This window comes from Bacillus sp. FMQ74, assembly GCF_001875785.1.
In the GTDB taxonomy this organism is placed as follows: domain Bacteria; phylum Bacillota; class Bacilli; order Bacillales; family Bacillaceae; genus Bacillus; species Bacillus stercoris.
Window position 1 is genome coordinate 280,405 of sequence record NZ_MOEO01000005.1, and the last position, 17,119, is coordinate 297,523.

At 43.1% G+C, this 17,119-nt stretch carries 20 protein-coding genes and 1 riboswitch; of the genes, 1 reads left to right on the forward strand and 19 read right to left on the reverse strand.

All coding sequences use genetic code 11. The features are described from left to right. Positions 1 to 13 precede the first annotated feature (13 nt). From resC to scpA, 10 genes are all read right to left on the reverse strand, one after another. Positions 14 to 1,189: a cytochrome c biogenesis protein ResC gene (gene resC / locus BLL41_RS12365; protein WP_071578060.1), complete on the reverse strand. Its 1,176-nt coding sequence runs from the start codon at positions 1,187 to 1,189 to the stop codon at positions 14 to 16. Positions 1,190 to 1,208: 19 nt separating this feature from the next. Then, positions 1,209 to 2,837, reverse strand: coding sequence for a cytochrome c biogenesis protein ResB (gene resB / locus BLL41_RS12370; protein ID WP_071578061.1), 1,629 nt, complete (start codon positions 2,835 to 2,837; stop codon positions 1,209 to 1,211). Continuing rightward, positions 2,834 to 3,373 carry a thiol-disulfide oxidoreductase ResA gene (gene resA, locus BLL41_RS12375; RefSeq protein ID WP_071578062.1) on the reverse strand — a complete coding sequence of 180 codons (540 nt, stop codon included), beginning with the start codon at positions 3,371 to 3,373 and terminating at the stop codon, positions 2,834 to 2,836. Before resA ends, resB begins: the two co-directional genes overlap by 4 nt. Positions 3,374 to 3,467: 94 nt before the next feature. Continuing rightward, the gene (rluB, locus tag BLL41_RS12380; protein WP_014664454.1) at positions 3,468 to 4,202 is read right to left on the reverse strand and encodes a 23S rRNA pseudouridine(2605) synthase RluB; all 735 of its coding nucleotides are present in this window, start codon (positions 4,200 to 4,202) and stop codon (positions 3,468 to 3,470) included. Between the two features lie 91 nt (positions 4,203 to 4,293). Next, positions 4,294 to 4,830, reverse strand: coding sequence for a spore maturation protein SpmB (spmB, locus tag BLL41_RS12385; protein ID WP_003223896.1), 537 nt, complete (start codon positions 4,828 to 4,830; stop codon positions 4,294 to 4,296). Positions 4,831 to 4,834: 4 nt separating this feature from the next. Continuing rightward, positions 4,835 to 5,425, reverse strand: a complete 591-nt coding sequence (gene spmA / locus BLL41_RS12390) for a spore maturation protein SpmA (protein ID WP_071578063.1) — start codon at positions 5,423 to 5,425, stop codon at positions 4,835 to 4,837. Further along, positions 5,413 to 6,561 (reverse strand): D-alanyl-D-alanine carboxypeptidase DacB, encoded by a 1,149-nt coding sequence (gene dacB, locus BLL41_RS12395; RefSeq protein ID WP_071578064.1) that lies wholly within the window; start codon positions 6,559 to 6,561, stop codon positions 5,413 to 5,415. Before dacB ends, spmA begins: the two co-directional genes overlap by 13 nt. Positions 6,562 to 6,683: 122 nt before the next feature. Next, positions 6,684 to 7,223 (reverse strand): YpuI family protein, encoded by a 540-nt coding sequence (locus tag BLL41_RS12400; RefSeq protein WP_014477219.1) that lies wholly within the window; start codon positions 7,221 to 7,223, stop codon positions 6,684 to 6,686. Positions 7,224 to 7,277: 54 nt separating this feature from the next. Then, a complete protein-coding gene (scpB, locus tag BLL41_RS12405; protein WP_003223904.1) occupies positions 7,278 to 7,871 on the reverse strand; it encodes an SMC-Scp complex subunit ScpB in 594 nt (197 codons plus the stop codon). Next, entirely contained in the window at positions 7,861 to 8,616 is a 756-nt protein-coding gene (scpA, locus tag BLL41_RS12410; RefSeq protein WP_071578119.1) for a segregation/condensation protein A, read from the reverse strand. Before scpA ends, scpB begins: the two co-directional genes overlap by 11 nt. A gap of 210 nt (positions 8,617 to 8,826) precedes the next feature. On the opposite strand from scpA, the gene BLL41_RS12415 reads away from it, so the two are divergent. After that, entirely contained in the window at positions 8,827 to 9,351 is a 525-nt protein-coding gene (locus tag BLL41_RS12415) for a DUF309 domain-containing protein (RefSeq protein WP_071578065.1), read from the forward strand. A gap of 143 nt (positions 9,352 to 9,494) precedes the next feature. On the opposite strand, the gene ribT is transcribed toward BLL41_RS12415, so the two are convergent. The 9 genes from ribT to BLL41_RS12465 form a co-directional block, all read right to left on the reverse strand. Further along, entirely contained in the window at positions 9,495 to 9,869 is a 375-nt protein-coding gene (gene ribT, locus BLL41_RS12420; protein WP_071578066.1) for a GNAT family N-acetyltransferase RibT, read from the reverse strand. A gap of 112 nt (positions 9,870 to 9,981) precedes the next feature. Next, positions 9,982 to 10,446, reverse strand: coding sequence for a 6,7-dimethyl-8-ribityllumazine synthase (gene ribH, locus BLL41_RS12425; RefSeq protein ID WP_003223915.1), 465 nt, complete (start codon positions 10,444 to 10,446; stop codon positions 9,982 to 9,984). Between the two features lie 32 nt (positions 10,447 to 10,478). Continuing rightward, positions 10,479 to 11,675 carry a bifunctional 3,4-dihydroxy-2-butanone-4-phosphate synthase/GTP cyclohydrolase II gene (locus tag BLL41_RS12430; RefSeq protein WP_071578067.1) on the reverse strand — a complete coding sequence of 399 codons (1,197 nt, stop codon included), beginning with the start codon at positions 11,673 to 11,675 and terminating at the stop codon, positions 10,479 to 10,481. A 14-nt stretch (positions 11,676 to 11,689) separates the two neighbouring features. Continuing rightward, positions 11,690 to 12,337 carry a riboflavin synthase subunit alpha gene (gene ribE / locus BLL41_RS12435; protein ID WP_083427999.1) on the reverse strand — a complete coding sequence of 216 codons (648 nt, stop codon included), beginning with the start codon at positions 12,335 to 12,337 and terminating at the stop codon, positions 11,690 to 11,692. 10 nt (positions 12,338 to 12,347) lie between these two features. Further along, on the reverse strand, positions 12,348 to 13,433 hold the full coding sequence (gene ribD, locus BLL41_RS12440; RefSeq protein ID WP_071578069.1) for a bifunctional diaminohydroxyphosphoribosylaminopyrimidine deaminase/5-amino-6-(5-phosphoribosylamino)uracil reductase RibD: 1,086 nt from the start codon (positions 13,431 to 13,433) through the stop codon (positions 12,348 to 12,350). A gap of 129 nt (positions 13,434 to 13,562) precedes the next feature. Further along, positions 13,563 to 13,707, reverse strand: a riboswitch (FMN riboswitch). Positions 13,708 to 13,827: 120 nt separating this feature from the next. Beyond that, positions 13,828 to 14,172: a hypothetical protein gene (locus BLL41_RS12445; protein WP_003230488.1), complete on the reverse strand. Its 345-nt coding sequence runs from the start codon at positions 14,170 to 14,172 to the stop codon at positions 13,828 to 13,830. A 234-nt stretch (positions 14,173 to 14,406) separates the two neighbouring features. After that, positions 14,407 to 14,958, reverse strand: a complete 552-nt coding sequence (sipS, locus tag BLL41_RS12450; protein ID WP_071578070.1) for a signal peptidase I sipS — start codon at positions 14,956 to 14,958, stop codon at positions 14,407 to 14,409. 403 nt (positions 14,959 to 15,361) lie between these two features. Further along, positions 15,362 to 15,568: a zinc ribbon domain-containing protein gene (locus tag BLL41_RS12460; protein WP_003230483.1), complete on the reverse strand. Its 207-nt coding sequence runs from the start codon at positions 15,566 to 15,568 to the stop codon at positions 15,362 to 15,364. A gap of 117 nt (positions 15,569 to 15,685) precedes the next feature. Next, positions 15,686 to 16,993, reverse strand: a complete 1,308-nt coding sequence (locus BLL41_RS12465) for a VTT domain-containing protein (protein WP_071578071.1) — start codon at positions 16,991 to 16,993, stop codon at positions 15,686 to 15,688. Positions 16,994 to 17,119: the final 126 nt, after the last annotated feature.

Below are 17,119 nucleotides of genomic sequence, written 5' to 3' on the forward strand. Positions count from 1 at the left end.
CGCTTTCAAAGGACTATGCATAAGAATGAAGTCCGGCAAGCACTAGATTTACGAATATTAAATTAAACATAATAATAGCAAAACCGATTACGGCCAGCCATGCTGACTTCTCACCGTGCCAGCCTCTTGACAGTCTTAAATGCAAGTAAGCGGCATAAAACAAAAACGTGATCAGCGCCCATACTTCCTTAGGGTCCCAGCCCCAAAATCTCGTCCACGCGAGCTGAGCCCAAATCATCGCAAAGATCAGCGCACCGAGCGTAAAGACCGGAAACCCGATTGATACGGCCCTGTAGCCAACCTCATCCACCAGATCAAGATTGACGTTTTTCACCAGCGGATGTAAAAGAGCGCTGATTCTTTTTCTGATGATCAGACGGAGAGCCCCATACAACACAAGACCTGCTCCAAATGACCAAATGACAGTGTTCACTTTTCTGCCTGAGAAAAGCGCGGGAAGATCAACAAGCGGTTCCATTCTCCCCTCGGTCAAAAGCTCTCCCTGATGCGGACCGACAAGCGCAGGCATTTCGTACACCATCACGCTTTTTTCTTTATTTTTATCCACCCAGTTAAACTCCGCTTCATAGCCCGCAAGACGAAATGCTGATGTGATCGCAATAAAGGCGACGGTTGTGACCAGGATAAACATAATCGCTTCAAGCCAGAAGGTTTTTTTGCTCGGTTTTGTTTGGTCTACATGCTTCAAAAGAAAGATGACACCAGCGACAAAGCTGATGGCAAGTATAGCTTGCCCAAGCGCGGCCGTTGTTACGTGAATATACAGCCAATTGCTTTGGAGCGAAGGAATTAAAGGCGAGATATCTGTCGGAAACATGCTGGCGTAGGCAATCAGCAGTAAAGCAATTGACAGCGTAAACAGGCCTAATGAAGGCAATCTATAAATAAAATAAAGAATAATAAACGCCAAAACAAGCATCATGCCAAAAGCGGTGGTGAATTCAAACATATTGCTGACCGGCGCATGGCCGCTGGCAGCCCACCTTGTGATGAAATACCCAAGGTGGCAGAGAAACCCGACAACAGAAAGGGTGATTCCAATGTTGGCCCATCGGTTTTGCCTGCCCTTTTTATCTTTATTTCCTCGTATGGCCCCGCCGAAAATCGGGACAGCGATTAAATACACAAGAAAGGCCGCATAAAGAAAATTTCCGCTCAGCTCTGCCATGACATCACTCCCTTTTCGCCTATTTCTGTGTTTTGATTAATTCTTTTTGGTCCGCCGGTTCAGTCAGTCCTGAATCAGCCAATATAAATGCTATATCCTTCTTCAGGCCAAACCAGTTTTTATTGGTATGCCCAGCCACCATGACTGCGCCGTCCTGTGAGTGCAGCCAGATTCTTCGATGCTGCCAGTACATACCTTGAATGACACCGATCATAAAAATGGCTCCGCCGACAGCAAGCACCCAGAGTGTCAGGTCCTTTCTGACTGTAAGTCCAGTAATGTTTTTCGTTTCGACATGGTCAAATTTCAGCTTGTATTTATTACTGCCTGATCCTTCGATGGTTTCTTGGATGGCGACAAAGCTCTTTTCACCCTTTGGTTTGTCCGGCGTTATGATATTAAAGACAAAAGCCGGATTGTTAGGGATCTTTGTTTTCGTGCTTGGTTCTCCGTCCTGATTAAAATAGAAGTCTGGCAGGTAGCTGGCGATTTCCACTTTGTAACCGTTACCAAGATCATAGACCGAATCTGGATCCAGAAGGTTGATCTTCAGGCTTCCAAAAGATTTTTTTGTTTTTTTATCAATCAGCTGGAACACCATTTGGTCAAGCTGATTTTCTTTATAATCCACCTGGTAAACGGAAAAAGAATCAAAGCGCAGCGGCTGATTGACACGGATGTCTTCTTCTGTTATTTTTTTCAGCTTTGGCTTCTCGCCATAAACAATTTTTCCTTCTCTCTTGTAGAGTACGGCATCGGTTTGAAAGTTCTTTGCCACTCTCCCGTCCCCGACTCTGTCAATGGCATCTGCAAATACCTTTTTTTCTGTTTTGCTGTTATAGGTCTCTACGCTGAATTGATTGTTTTTCAAGTAGTATTTTCCGTCTGTACCCGGAATTGCTGCGGTTTCGCCTTCTCTGACCCATAGCGTCTCATCGACGTACATGCCAGGCACAAATCTCAGCATCGCACCAATCAGAAAGATGATCAATCCAATGTGGTTGACATACGGCCCCCAGCGGGAAAAACGCCCTTTTTCAGCAAGAATGCTGCCCTCTTTTTCTCTGATTCTATAATGTTTTTTCTTTAATAGAGCAACTATCTTTTCTTTTGCTTCCCCGTCCAGCACAGTAGCCGTTTCACTGAACAAGCGCTGCCTTCTTAAAAAAGCTGGGTTCCTTCTGATGCCTTGGTTTTTTAATGCTCTGTACAACGGAATGACACGGTCAAGGCTGCAAATCACGAGCGAAATGCCGATCGAGGCAATGAGCAGCAAGTACCACCAAGAACCATATAAATGATGAAACCCGAGCAAATAATAAAGCTGGCCAAACACGCCGTACTGCTCCTTGTAATAAGTCTCGGCCTGTGCGCCCGGAGGCAGATAGGCTTCCTGGGGAAAAATGGTGCCGAACGCTGATGCAGCAAGGGTTATGACAATAAGCCATATTCCCACCTTAACCGAGGAAAAGAAATTCCAAATTTTATCGATAATTGTTTTGTTATAGGTTTGCGAACGTCTTGCGCTTCCGTCATATCTCATATCAGCGAGCGGAGGCTGAGTTTCCTGGAGAGCCCTTCCGCACGATTCACATAAAACGGTTCCGACCGGGTTTATATGTCCGCATTCACATTTGACTTGCTTCATCCCGAAGCTTCTCCGGGTTTTATGAGATTCATATAATCGTGTATCATGCTTTCTGTCATAGTGCCGGTCACCACCTTGACAACTTTTCCTTCCGGATTGATCAAAAAGGTTGTCGGAAGCGGAGATACGTCGTAGGCATCAAGCACTTGGCGATCTGTATCCAGAACAACCGGGAAATTGACTCCGTAGGATTTCATAAAATTATGTACTGCTATCTTTGACTCCCCAACATTTACAGCGACAATTTCAACACCTTGGTCTTTATAATGCTTATATTGGTTTGCCATATAAGGAAATTCTTTTTTGCATGGTTCACACCATGTACCCCAGAAATTCAAAAAAACACCTTTCCCTTTTAAGTCACTGAGCTCGATACGTTTCCCATTCGTATCCTCAAGGACAAAATTCGGTGCGTCGGACCCTTCGGATATACTCTCTTTGTCGGCAAATACAGCGTTGTAAATGGTATAGCCAAGTGCGCAGATTAAAACGAGAAGGATGCCGGTCCGAATGAATAAACGCCTTTTTTTCTTCATTGTCCACTGCCCCCTTCCCCCTATTGCAGATCCATTCAATTATATCATTGCAAGTTCATTTCACATTTCTTACTTTTTGAAGGTTATGTGAAATTTAGAAAGCGTTTTTACCGTGCTCCGCCAGTGCTCTGAGTCTTTTCACTTCATGAGGCGTAAGTTCTCTGGCATCTCCCGTGTGCAAGCCTCGCAAGTTTAAAAACGCGTATTCCTCACGCTTCAGCTTGATTACCTCATGTCCGATCGCTTCAAACATGCGGCGCACCTGTCTGTTGCGTCCCTCATGGATCGTCAGCTGAATAATGCTTGTCTGCTTTTTCTTATCCAAAGACAATAGCTTCGCTTTAGCAGGCGCTGTTTTGCCTTCTTCCAGCCTAATTCCGCGCTCCAGTTTTCTGAGCAGCTCTTTAGGCGGGATTCCTTTCACCTTCGCCACGTATGTTTTATCTATTTCATACTTAGGGTGCATTAGCTTATTGGCGAATTCGCCGTCATTGGTTAAAAGCAAAAGACCGCTCGTATCATAGTCCAGACGCCCAATCGGATAAATGCGCTGCGGAATATTTTTAAAAAAGTCCGTCACTACTTTGCGTCCTTTATCATCTTGCGCTGCGGAAATAACGCCTCTCGGTTTATATAAGAGAAAGTAAACCGGCTCTTCGCGTTCAACCTTTAACCCGTTTACCTCAATCTGATCAGAACCGGTGACCTTAACACCAAGCTCTGTTACTACTTTGCCGTTTACCTTTACTTTTCCTTCTTTAATCAGCTCTTCTGCCTTTCTGCGCGACGCAACTCCGGCATGAGCAATTACTTTTTGCAGTCTTTCCATGTCTTTCACCTCAAGTATTATCTTACTTTTTTCAACCCTAACAAACAAGCTTTTTCAAATCTCTATGCCAAATCTAAAAAAAACGCCGTTTTCAGGCGCTCCCAAATAATAACGTAACGATGATAATAGATGCAACTACACCGATTAAATCAGCAAGAAGTCCCACCTTTAATGCATCACCCATTTTTTTAATACCAACTGCACCAAAATACACTGTCAGTACGTAAAGCGTTGTATCTGTAGATCCCTGCATGACGGAAGCCAGCCTGCCGATAAAGGAATCGGGCCCGTATACTGCGATTAAATCGGTTGTCATTCCGAGTGCGGCCGTACCGGAGATCGGGCGGATCAGAGCAAGCGGGACCACCTCAGCGGGGATGCCGATAGCGGAGAAAACCGGTTTTAAAAGATCCATTATAAAATCAAGCGCGCCTGATGATCGGAAAACAGTTATTGCGACAAGCATCCCGACTAAATAGGGGATAATGGAGAAGGCGATTTCTATCCCCTCTTTGCCTCCTTCGACAAACGATTCATATGTGGGAACCTTTTTGATTGTCCCATAAAGAAGTATGCCGGCAATAATGATCGGAATCATCGCTAAAGACAGCCAGTTGATGATTTCCATCCGCTTACCTCCCCTTCTTTTTGCGGCGATAATAAAAATACCGGTCAATGATAATAGCGCCGATTCCGGAAATGAGCGTTGCCAAAATGCTTGGTCCGACGATATCTGTCGGCGTTTTGGAGGAATAAGCCATCCGGACAGCGATCACCGTTGTCGGAATGAGTGTGATGCAGGACGTATTAACAGCTAAAAACGTAATCATCGACCGGCTTGCTTCCGACCGGCCTCCATTCAGCTTTTTCATTTGCTCCATTGCTTTAATGCCAAGCGGAGTTGCTGCATTTCCGAGGCCGAAGAAATTCGCCATAAGATTAGATAAAATGTAGCCCATCGCCGGGTGATCCGGCGGTATATCAGGGAACAGCTTAGATATAAAAGGCCTGCACATCCGGCTGAAAATATCCAAAAGCCCTGACTGCTCAGCTATTTTCATTAAGCCAAGCCAGAAAACAAGCACGCTCATCAATCCAAATGAGATCGTAACGGCTTCTTTCGCACCCTTAAACACGGCTTCATTTACATCTTGCAGAGTTCCGTTGCACATCGCAAAAACAAGTCCGATCACAGTTAAACTGACCCAAATTATATTGACCATTTTGCTCCGCCTGCCGCATTCAGAAAGATTGATTTAAACGTTTCAAAAAATTGTTTCTTCGGTTTTTGATGCCGCTCATTTTCATAATAGATCGGCACCTTTGCGATGGTTTCATCGTTGAACATGATCTCCATGTGCCCTACGATGTCAGGAATTTTTGAGGCATCTTTTTCCCATGCTTTTTTTGGCTTGAGCAGCGTGGTATTAATTTTCACATCTTCTTTTTCCTCTTCGGTCAGCAAATAGGTGATATCTCGTTTGATAAAAGCCTTCGATTCATAAAATGTGCCTTTCAGCTTTGGAATGTCCCCTTTTTTTGCAATTAAATAGGTTTGATAATGATCAAACACATAATTAAACATTTTCATATGGTCATCCCAATCATCAGGGTCATTAATGGTGACGGCTATCAGGTTAATGCCATCCTTTGAAGCCGTTGAAACCAGTGTCCGTTTTGCAAGTTTTGTATAGCCTGTTTTTCCTCCTGTGCTGTATGGATAAAGCATGGTCAGCAGTTTATTTTTGTTTTTCCATACGCTTTCCATCGTTTCCGCTTTGTATATTTTTGTGCCTGAAATCTTTTGATAGTCTTTCAGCTTCATAGCATATTTAGTTAAAATGGCCATGTCATAGGCTGTTGAATAATGATTTTCATGGTCGTCCAATCCGTGCGGGTTTTGAAAACGGGTGTTCTCCATACCAAGCTGCTCGGCTTTTTGATTCATCATATAAACAAACCCATCGAGGCTCCCACCGACATGCTCAGCAATCGCGACAGCGGCGTCGTTTCCTGATCTTAGCATCAGGCCATACACAAGATCTTTTAATTTCACTTTTTGACCTTCTGTTAAATAAATGGCGGATCCTTCTGTTCTGACAGCATTTGCCGAAACCGTCACCGTTTGATCCATTTTGCCGGATTCGATAGCGAGGACGGCGGTCATAATTTTTGTAATGCTGGCGATCCGCCTTTTTTGATGTTCATCCTTGGCAAATAACACTCTGCCTGATGCTCCGTCGATAATGATCGCGCTTTTTGCACTGACATCTATAGCTGCATGTGCTGTATTCACATTTACAGTTGCAATCAGAAAAGAAATCAAAATCACGAATACTGATTTTTTGAAAATGCGCATGTTTGCTCACGTCCTTGTGGTGGTTTGTACAAGTTTATGCGCATGTCCATCAGTTATGAATAACAATTCTATTTCTGGAAGCAAACATAAAAAAACTCTCCCTGAAAGAGGGAGAGTAAACGTTATCTGATTGGCGCCATGCTTGATCCAGACGCTTCGTAATGAGCCAGCTCTTCCCTCATCTTCAGAAAGGCTGCACTCAACGGCAATAGTAATTGCTCAAGCGACGCAGGAACAGCATGATAAAACTCAATTGCGCTGACCCCGGTATAAGACGCCCGGCTATTTTCACACCACGTGTCTTTTTTCGGCATAAAGAACTCTTCAATGCATTGGTGATACACATTATAAAGTGTTTTTTCCGCTCTGGCTTCCTGAAAAGGCTCCTGCATCAGGAGACGGCGGCACGCTTCTGCGCCTCCTTCGCAAAATACTGCCATTCTTCTTAAAGTGCTCAGCACATCACAGCAGTATCCTTTTTCAATAGGCAATTCAGCCTGTAAGGATTCCAGCGTCGTTTGATTTAGGTAATCATTCACGGTATTGACAACCATTGATAAGAATTCGCCTGTTTTTTGAGTCTGCGCTCGCACAATCGAATGTCCCATTTCGTTTGGTATCTTCCCCTCATGTCTTTGTCTCTCACATTTTGCTTCTTTCATGATAGCTTCTTCCTTATATCTTATGATGATGAAAAAGCGCGATTCATTAAACTTCTATTTTATATCTTCGAAGGTTTGGTTAAAGTTTTCAAAAAATAAATCTGCTTCTTCTTGAAGAACGTCTTCTTCCGCATTTTCAGGCAGCGGCGGAAGCTCGTCCAATGTTTTCAGACCGAATTGTTCAAGAAATGTCGGCGTTGTACCGTATAAAATGGCACGTCCCGGACCGTCAGCACGTCCCACTTCACACAATAGCGCCTTCGCGACGAGACTGTGTAAAATCCGCTCTGATTTTACTCCTCTGATTTCTTCAATTTCTGCTCTCGTAATCGGCTGTTTGTATGAAACAATGGCCAGCACTTCTAAAGATGCTTGAGAAAGGCCCTTGGACGGCACTTCAATCAGTTTTTTCAAGTAAGGTGCAAAGTCTTTTTTGGTAGAGAGCATGTACGTATCTGCATACTCAATAAGTTCAATGCCTCTTGTATCCCCGCGGTATTCGTCCGCCACATCCGCCATGATGGTGTTCAGTTCAGGCTCTTCGATTTCAAGCACTGTTAACAGCTGCTTTTTTGTGAGCCCTTCATCGCCTGCCGCATAAAGAAGGGCTTCCACTATAGCTTTCCAATTCACGATATCAAGCCCCATGAATGGATTCACTCCCCGTAATGTAAATATCTGAAAAATTGTGCTCCTGTTCAATGAGAACCAGCTGATTTTTCATCAGCTCGAGAACGGCTAGAAAGGTTACTACTAAATGTTCTTTTTGCTCATATGGAAACAGATCCATAAAATTGATTCTCGTTCCTCTTGATTTCAGGCTGTGCACGATTTCGTTCATTCTGTCTTCTATTGGTATGTCCTGTCTGGTAATTGTCGTTTCTATCGGCCTGTTTATTTTTTTGCGTTTCAGCACTTTTTGAAAAGCCCCGATCATATCATAGACCGTAACAGAGAGCTTTTGCTCAGACTGTTTTACTTCTTTTGCGTATTCACTCAAATCACTCGGCGGTTTCGTGAACGATTTTTGTCTTTCTTCTTCCCGTTCTTTTAAATCCTTCGCCGCATCTTTATATTTTCTATACTCAATCAGCTTTTCAATCAGTTCCTCACGCGGATCCTCTTCTTCAAGTAATTCATCTTCAAAAAGCTCCTCCTCTTGCTTTGGAAGCAGCATTCTGCTTTTAATGCTGAGCAGCGTGGCGGCCATAACCAAATACTCGCTGGCAATGTCGAGCTCAAGCACGCGCATTGTATGTACATATAATAAATATTGTTCAGTGATCTTCGCCACAGGTATATCATATATGTCAATTTCAAGACGATTGATTAAATGAAGCAGCAGGTCCAATGGGCCCTCAAACGTATCAATTTTCACTTGATATTCTTCCATCATCTCACCATTTTCAAGTACTCTCATTGCCGGATAAACTGGCTACCCTTTAGTATAAGCCACCAAAAAGCTCTCGTCCAATACTATTTCATTTCCTGTTTTGAAGCAGTTTGTACAGAATATTCAAAACACGAAATGCGTTGGCTGATCGTTCTTTTTTCCTTTTATCCCTCCTGTGTTACACTAAAAGACATTAAAGGAGGAAGCACCTTGTATCCAAAAGCTTATATAGATTATCTCGTTGAGTTTCATGCGACACGGGATTATTTTGAATGCCATGAAATATTAGAAGAATATTGGAAGGAAGATCCGCCAAAGAAACGAAAACGCTATTGGGTCGGCTTTATTCAGCTTGCAGTTGCTTTATATCATCACAGAAGGCGGAATACAGCCGGGGCCAAAAGACTGATGGCGAACAGCATCCGGATTCTTCAAGCAGAACACCAGGCAGTCGAAGACTTAGGGCTCGATCATGGCCGTTTGATCGAGCTGATGCAAACGGTTTACGAACAGATCGAAACCGGCTCTGCCTATAAAAGCATTATGCTGCCGATCAAAGATGAGAAACTGGAGGAAGCTTGCCGGTACGAATGCAAGAATAAAAAGTATACATGGGGGCAGCCCAGCACACTTAGCGACACATTTCTTATCGACAAACACCGTTTGCGGGATCGGACTGACGTCATCCGCGAACGTGAAAAAGAAATAGAACGCAGAAAAAAAAGCAGAGGCTGATCACAGTCTCTGCTCAGTGTGTTAACAAACTCTCGCATTCGTTGTCAAGCCTGTGCGTTGGTGTTCAAGAATCAAATTAGACTTCAAGGGTTTTCAATCGCACTGAAAGGATGAAAAAAGCAGAGGCCGATTACGGCCTCTGCTTAATTATTGTATGAAATGTCTTGATCCTGCTGATCTTGACAACGTTCGAAAAAGCTCTGCGTTAATTCATTTGGAACCAGCACTTGCGTTTTGAATAAATGCTTTAAAGCATCCATCATCTGTTTTCCGATTCCTTGATGGCGATGAGAAGGATTCACACTGATATGCCGGATCTCTACCTCAGAATTCTTTTTTTCGACTCCGATTGCTCCGACGATATCCTCGTCCTCTTTCCAAAGAAAGAGCTGGCGGTCTGTATCCGTTTCGTAGTCCTTAATTGTCTGCTGAAGCTGCTTAAGGTCTTTTTCATTCGGCATAAACGAAAGAAGTCCCATCGCAATCTTTTCAAACGATTTTTTATAACGAATTAACATAAAAACCCCTCTATATCCAAAATGTCCAGTCTGCTATTAACGGATACGAATAGGTGATCCGTTTTCTCACATTATATCATTTTCGCCATATTTTTAAACTGTTTTCAGCAAATTATTCAAATGAGCGGTTTAAATTTGCCATTTCTATGGCAGAAACAGCACAATCTACACCTTTGTTGCCCGCTTTTGTGCCGGCACGCTCAATAGCCTGTTCGATGTTTTCGGTTGTCACGATTCCAAAGATGACAGGAACTCCAGTAGTGTTTGCTGCTTGCGCGATGCCTTTTGCAGCTTCATTGCAGACATAATCATAATGAGTCGTCGCTCCTCTGATGACAGTGCCTAGTGTGATAATAGCGTCATATTTTTTTGTTTCCGCCATTTTTTTCGCAGCAAACGGTATTTCAAATGCGCCTGGAACCCAAGCCACATCAATATCATTTGTGTCTACGCCGTGTCTGAGCAACGCATCTTCTGCACCACTTAGCAGCTTGCTCGTAATAAAATCATTAAATCTTCCTACTACGATTCCGATTTTAAGACCTGTACCAACTAAATTTCCTTGTATGATATTCATATGATTCCCATCCTTTTTTGTGATATTTGTGATTAGAAATGAAGTAAATGACCCAGCTTGTTCATTTTGGTTTGCAAATATTTTTTATTGTGCTCTTTCGCCTCCATTTGAAGCGGCACTCTTTCTGAGATGCTGAGTCCGTAGCCTTCTAGGCCTGCGATTTTCCGCGGATTATTCGTCAAAAGCTTCATATTCTGCACACCGAGGTCGCGTAAAATTTGTGCACCGATGCCATAGTTGCGAAGATCCGGCAGGAATCCAAGCGCCTCATTGGCTTCGACGGTGTCATAACCTTGTTCCTGAAGCTTATAAGCTTTTAATTTATTGATTAAACCGATGCCTCGTCCTTCTTGGCGCAAGTACAGGAGCACTCCGCGGCCTTCTGCGGCAATTTGGGTCAGCGCGGCGTGAAGCTGCGGACCGCAGTCACAGCGATGAGACCCAAACACATCACCTGTGAGACATTCTGAATGCACCCGGACCAATACCGGTTCTTCTCCGAACGGCACATCCCCCATCACAAATGCGACATGCTCTTTTCCATCTACCTCATTTGTGTATCCGTAAACCTTGAATGTGCCAAAATCAGTAGGCAGCGTAATGTCAACTTCACGCTCGACTAGTGTTGTCAGATTGTAACGGTATTGAATCAAATCTTTAATCGTGATCATTTTTAGCTGATGCTTTTTCGCAATTTCAATGAGCTCAGGCACTCTCGCCATCGTTCCGTCTTCATTCATAATTTCACAAATGACGCCGGCTCCTTGAGATCCGCAGGCTTCGGCAAGATCAACAGCAGCTTCTGTGTGGCCCGCTCTTTTCAGAACACCTCCTTTTTTCGCAATCAGAGGAAAAATGTGCCCCGGACGCTGAAAATCAGATGGCACGGATTTGCTATCCAGCAAAGCTTGAACAGTAAATGATCTTTCTTGAGCGCTGATACCTGTTTTCGTTTCACGATGGTCTATGCTTACGGTAAAAGCAGTATGGTGAGAATCTGTATTATGCTCAACCATAGGGTGAAGATCAAGCCTGTCTGCGATTTCCTCACTGAGAGGCGTGCAGATCAGTCCTCTTCCGTGTGTCGCCATAAAGTTAATGACTTCCGGCGTTGCATGCTCGGCTAGAGCCACAAAGTCTCCTTCATTTTCTCTGTCTTCATCATCTACAACGATGATGACTTCACCTTTTTTTAAAGCGTCAAGTGCTTCTTCTATCGGATGAAACATGCAAATCTTCCTCTCTAAAAGCCGTTTTCGCTTAAGAAGGCTTTTGTAATGGTTTGTTGGGTCTTATTTTCATTGGCTTTATGCAAAAATCGATACATATATTTTCCGATCATATCGCATTCGATATTCACTTTAGAGCCGATCGTTTTCTCCGAAAAGGTCGTTTCGCTGATCGTATGCGGTATTAAAGAAATCGTCACTGTGTCTTCTGTCAGGCCGAATATGGTTAAGCTCACGCCATCCACGGTAATTGACCCCTTTAAAACCAATGTTTTGGTTAAAGACGGGTCCATTTTTAAATCATAGTAAACTGCGTTGCTTTTCTCTTCAATTCGTGTGATTTCCGCAGTTCCGTCGACATGGCCTGAGACGAAATGGCCTCCGAAACGGCCGTTTGCCGCCATCGCTCTTTCCAGATTTACTTTACTTCCTTTTGATAAATCATTCAGTGACGTAGCTTTGACTGTTTCAGGCATAACATCCACTGTGAATTGATTTTTTGTAAAATCAGTGACAGTCAGACAAATACCATTCACTGCAATGCTGTCGCCAAGATGAACATCCTCTAAAATCTTTGAGCATGTAATTGTTAAGGCCATTGAATGCCCTGCTTTTTTCATGGATTCGATTGTGCCTGTTTCTTCGATAATTCCTGTAAACATGGTCACCATCCTATTCCTTTGTCGGTTTTGCCGTCAGTTTGATATCACGGCCGATTTGGGTTACATCAGTGAATTGTAATAAGGGGACATCTTTCATTGATTGAAAACCTTCACCGGAGATTAAGCTGGGAGCATGCGTTCCTCCGATTAGTTTAGGGGCAAAATAGAAGATGATTTCTTGAAAACAGCCTTCTTTGACAAAGCTTCCGTGAACAGCTGAACCGCCTTCCACATACACCGACATGATGCCTTCTTCCGCTAGGATTTTCAAAACATCGGGAACTTGAATGCGCTCGGTTTCCAGTGTAAATATGTTCACTCCGAAAGCGGAAAGCCGTTTTTTCTTTTCCTCGTCTGCGTGTGCCGTTGTAAAAATCCATGTCGGCGCTAATTGATCGCAAATCACTTTAGCGTCCTCAGGAATCGAGAGTACGGTATCAAGTATAACCCGAACCGGCTGTTTTGTTACATTCGGCAGTCTGCAAGTTAAGCTCGGATTGTCGGCTTTCACTGTGCCAACTCCGACTAGAATGCTTTGGTGTGTTTTCCTGTATTGCTGAGCATCCTGTCTTGCAGCCTCTGATGTGATCCATTTGCTGTCACCCGTGCTGGTAGCTATCTTGCCATCAAGGCTTGCGGCCGCTTTTAGTGTGACGTACGGAAGGCCTGTTCTCATAAAGTGCAGAAATTTTTCATTCAGCTTCTCCGCCTGGTCTGGCAGGATGCTTTCCTTTACCTCAATGCCGGCTTCTTTCATCATGCTGATCCCTCTTCCAGCCACAAGCGGGTTAGGATCTCTCATCGCCACGAACACTCTTTTGATGCCAGAATTGATAATCAATTCTGCACATGGCGGTGTTTTTCCGTAATGGCTGCACGGTTCGAGTGTAACGTAAATGTCGGCACCCTCTGCATGTGCTCCAGCCATATGGATAGCATGAACTTCTGCATGAGCTTCCCCATATTTTAAATGGGCGCCCATTCCGACAACTTGTCCGTCCTTTACGACAACAGCACCGACGAGCGGATTTGATTCGGTCTGTCCTTCGCCCTGCTTTGCAAGATCTAATGCCAGCTTCATATAATACTCTTCCATTTGGTTCCCTCCCTTCTTTTGTTATTTACCGTCAAAAAAGCCCCGAATTTATGAAAAATCCGGGGCTTTAGGTATTTTACGCAATAGGAAATAACACTATGCATTTTTAAACTTTTTGCATAGCGGCTCATCATCCTTCTCCCATCCAGACTTTCACTGTCGGCTTCAGCTTAAACTGAATCCACCGCTTGCTTATGCACACGGGTCACGGGCTCTAAAGCGAATTCGCTTTACTACCGCCGGTCGGGATTTCCACCCTGCCCCGAAGGATACAATCTTTATTCATTTGTCCTTATTGGCTATTATAGCGATCCTTCTAAAAGTACGCAATGAAATAAACTTACAATTTGAGAAAACAAAACATCACCCTTCGATCTGAAAGGTGATGGTTTTGTTAATCATTCACTTTTGCAACCTTGATTAATCCATCGATCCGCTTTGATTTGCTGAAGTATGCCTTAATCTTGTCACCTTCTTTTATATCAGATAAATCCTGATTTAATTTTTTTCCGTTGAAGATGATTTTCGTTCCGTTTTCTGCTACTCCATGATACTCTGAGCCGTCGATTTTGGTTACTTTATATTCTTGGATGGTGTATTCCTCTTCTTCCGAGGACAAGGTTTGTCCAATTGCTGTCGGAACATCCTTCAGCTCAACATCATTTATGTACATATAACCCCCTGCAAGTAAAAGCAAAAGCACTAACAGAATGGTAATCTTGGTTTTTATTCTTCCCATTTCTAAACCTCCAGCCAATATGAATCTATTCATTCATATGAGTTATTCCTTTTTTTCATGAATAAAAAACCGTAAATTCTCGTAAATTATTAATATAACGATACATAACGGGAATATGTTTCACATTTCTGCAAAAATTTCTTTTCTATAGATATACGAATTTATGTTCTGGTTTTGGGGGATCACCGTAAAAAAGATATAAAAAAAGCAGCCCCAATGGGAAACTGCTTGACTCTAATTTGTTTTTCGCATTTCGTTAAACGGGTAGAAAACAAACTTTGACGTACCCGCAATTTGTTTTTTCGTGAAGAGGCCAAGTCCGTTGCGGCTGTCCATGGAATTCCGACGGTTGTCACCCATCACAAAATACTTGTCATCAGGCACTTTAACCGGGCCGAAATCATCGGTCAAATGTTTGCCGGCCTGTTTCGCTCTCTTTTTATTAGCTGCCAAATAAGGTTCGTCCACCTTTTTCCCGTTGATATAGAGCTGGTCATTCTTCATCTCAACAGTATCGCCGGAAAGGCCGATAATACGTTTTACATAGTGAACATCATCTCCGTTTAACACAACGATGTCTCCCCTGTCAAACTCGCCAATGTATTTGACCGTCATATTCACAAAGACCCTTTCACGGTTGTGAAGTGTAGGCTCCATGGATTCGCCGTCAACGACATACGGCGCAAAAATAAAGTTGCGGATGAGCAAAGCGAGAATGACAGCAATCACAATTGCTTTAACCCATTCTAATATTGATTTTTTCTTCGAAACATTTTCTGATTTCAACTGATTTCCTCCAATAAACAACGGTCTTCAATTTATGTTATCACGAATCGAAAAGAAATCCCATTAGGACCTTTGAAGTGATTTTACAAACCTGTAAATCTTCCTCTTCTTCATGTCTGTTTTTTCTTGTTGATCACATCGCTTGAGAAATTGAACTTCAACTGCTTAGTTCACATTAACGTCAGCATCCGTATTCTGCACTGGGACAGAGGTTACGGGCAGTTTGTTCATTTGCTGTGTATTCCATTGATCTCTCAGCCCATGATACTCATGGCACTTGACAACATCATTCACGTCTTTAAGGTTACTGGTATGTTTCCGGCAGCCTATTTCACAGGTGACATAACAGGCATCCGTTTTGCTTTCATGAGATGTTTAAATCAGTGAAGCTCGAAAAACATTGTCAGCCTCCAAAAAATAAATCCAATATATTCCCGGCAGTTGAAGACTCTTTATTATAAAACTCTGAATATCCGCAGTTCTTACAGTAAACCACTAGAAATCGGTTATGCTGCACGTCAAACAGCTTTGATAAACCCGTGCCGGTTGTGGCTATTTCTTTTTGTCCGGCTTCAGTGCTGCCGCATTTTATACATCCTTTGTTGTCCATATATAGAACCCCTTTTCATACATCACGTTTGTTTTGATTTATTTTACTACAAAATACCAATCTCAATGAATCGTACAACTTTAAAGTTTGCTTAATTTTGATCACCCGTCCTGCATACTAATCGGGTTCGTTTCTCAGCTCGCTAAATCTTCTGGAGAAACGGAAGAGCTCCATGACGAGAACATTCAAACTGAGCCAAACACCGCCGAAGGCGTAGCCCGCAGCAACATCACTAGGATACTGTTCATTAAAGTACACACGGCTCAGCCCGATGAGGAATAAAACGACAATCAACGAAAAAAATGTAACAGTTTGCAGACGAGCTTTGTGAGAATGACGCACAAAGAGATAAGCGCAAAAACCAAAAATGACAAATGCCGTTAACGTCTGTTCGCTTGGAAATGGGTATAATACATGACTTTCCAAAGGAGCATGGACAGGATGAAGGGAATGAAAGAGCCGCCTGATTCCCTCTTCATAAAGCTCTCCGCCAATGACTAGGAAAAATAAGAAAGAGAGTTCGATTTTCCGGTCTTGCCCTTTGAATACTGTCCAAAGAAAAGTTACAACAATAACGGCTAATAGAACATCTCTCGACGCAAAAGCCCCGAATACTGCCATCCAATACTGCCACTGTGAGTTAAAAAGAACTGTCACAACAAGTGTAACGATCGTATCAAACGGCTTGAATTCATTATTGATATAATTTTCAACCAAGCTTCCCATTAACAGTACAAACACCAAAAACAATAAAGCTGTGAACACGATCAGAAGCCTTAAACGGCGAAGGGTGTGAAATTGTCTTGCCCCCTTCACCAATCCCGCTATGATCAACTCTCTGATCTTGCTTTTTTGCGTCTTGACCAGATAAAAAAGAAGGAACAGAATAGCAGCAAACAAACTCCCGATCAATACATACTTTTTGATTGCGGCATGAAACTGTTCCCAGTCCGGTCCGAGTAACTTTCCAAGTGAAATGAACGTGCCGGTCCAAAGAAATGCACCGCAATACGCATAGATGGCATACTGTTTAAAACGGATGTGGGTAAAGCCTGCAGCATAGCCGGCGACATGGCGCACACCTGGTATAAAGTAAGCAATAAGAAATAATTTGTTTCCGTAATGTGCAAGCCAGCGTGATGTTTTTTCCATCCTGTCCTTTCCAAAATGAATTCGTTCTCCATATTTATAAATGGCAGGGCCCAGTCTATACCCGATCCAATACGAAATGCTCACTCCCGCACAGCTTCCCAATCCTGCCGCTAACATGCTTAGCGCCCAGTTTAACTTATCTTGAAACACGAGAACACCGGCATATCCCATCAGAAACTCTCCAGGTCCAGGTAAAGCTATGAGCTCTAACATTAACACAATAAACAAGACGGCATATCCATGCTGTTCAAGTAACCCCGTCAAAACTTGCATGTGCTTCTCCTTAACCTTTTTTGTCCTTTTATCATTCCCAATCCACTTTTTGTATAATCAGCTCAATTTTCTTTTCAGTAGTTCCGACGGGATGTTATCTGGATAAAAAACGCAACCTATCCTTGT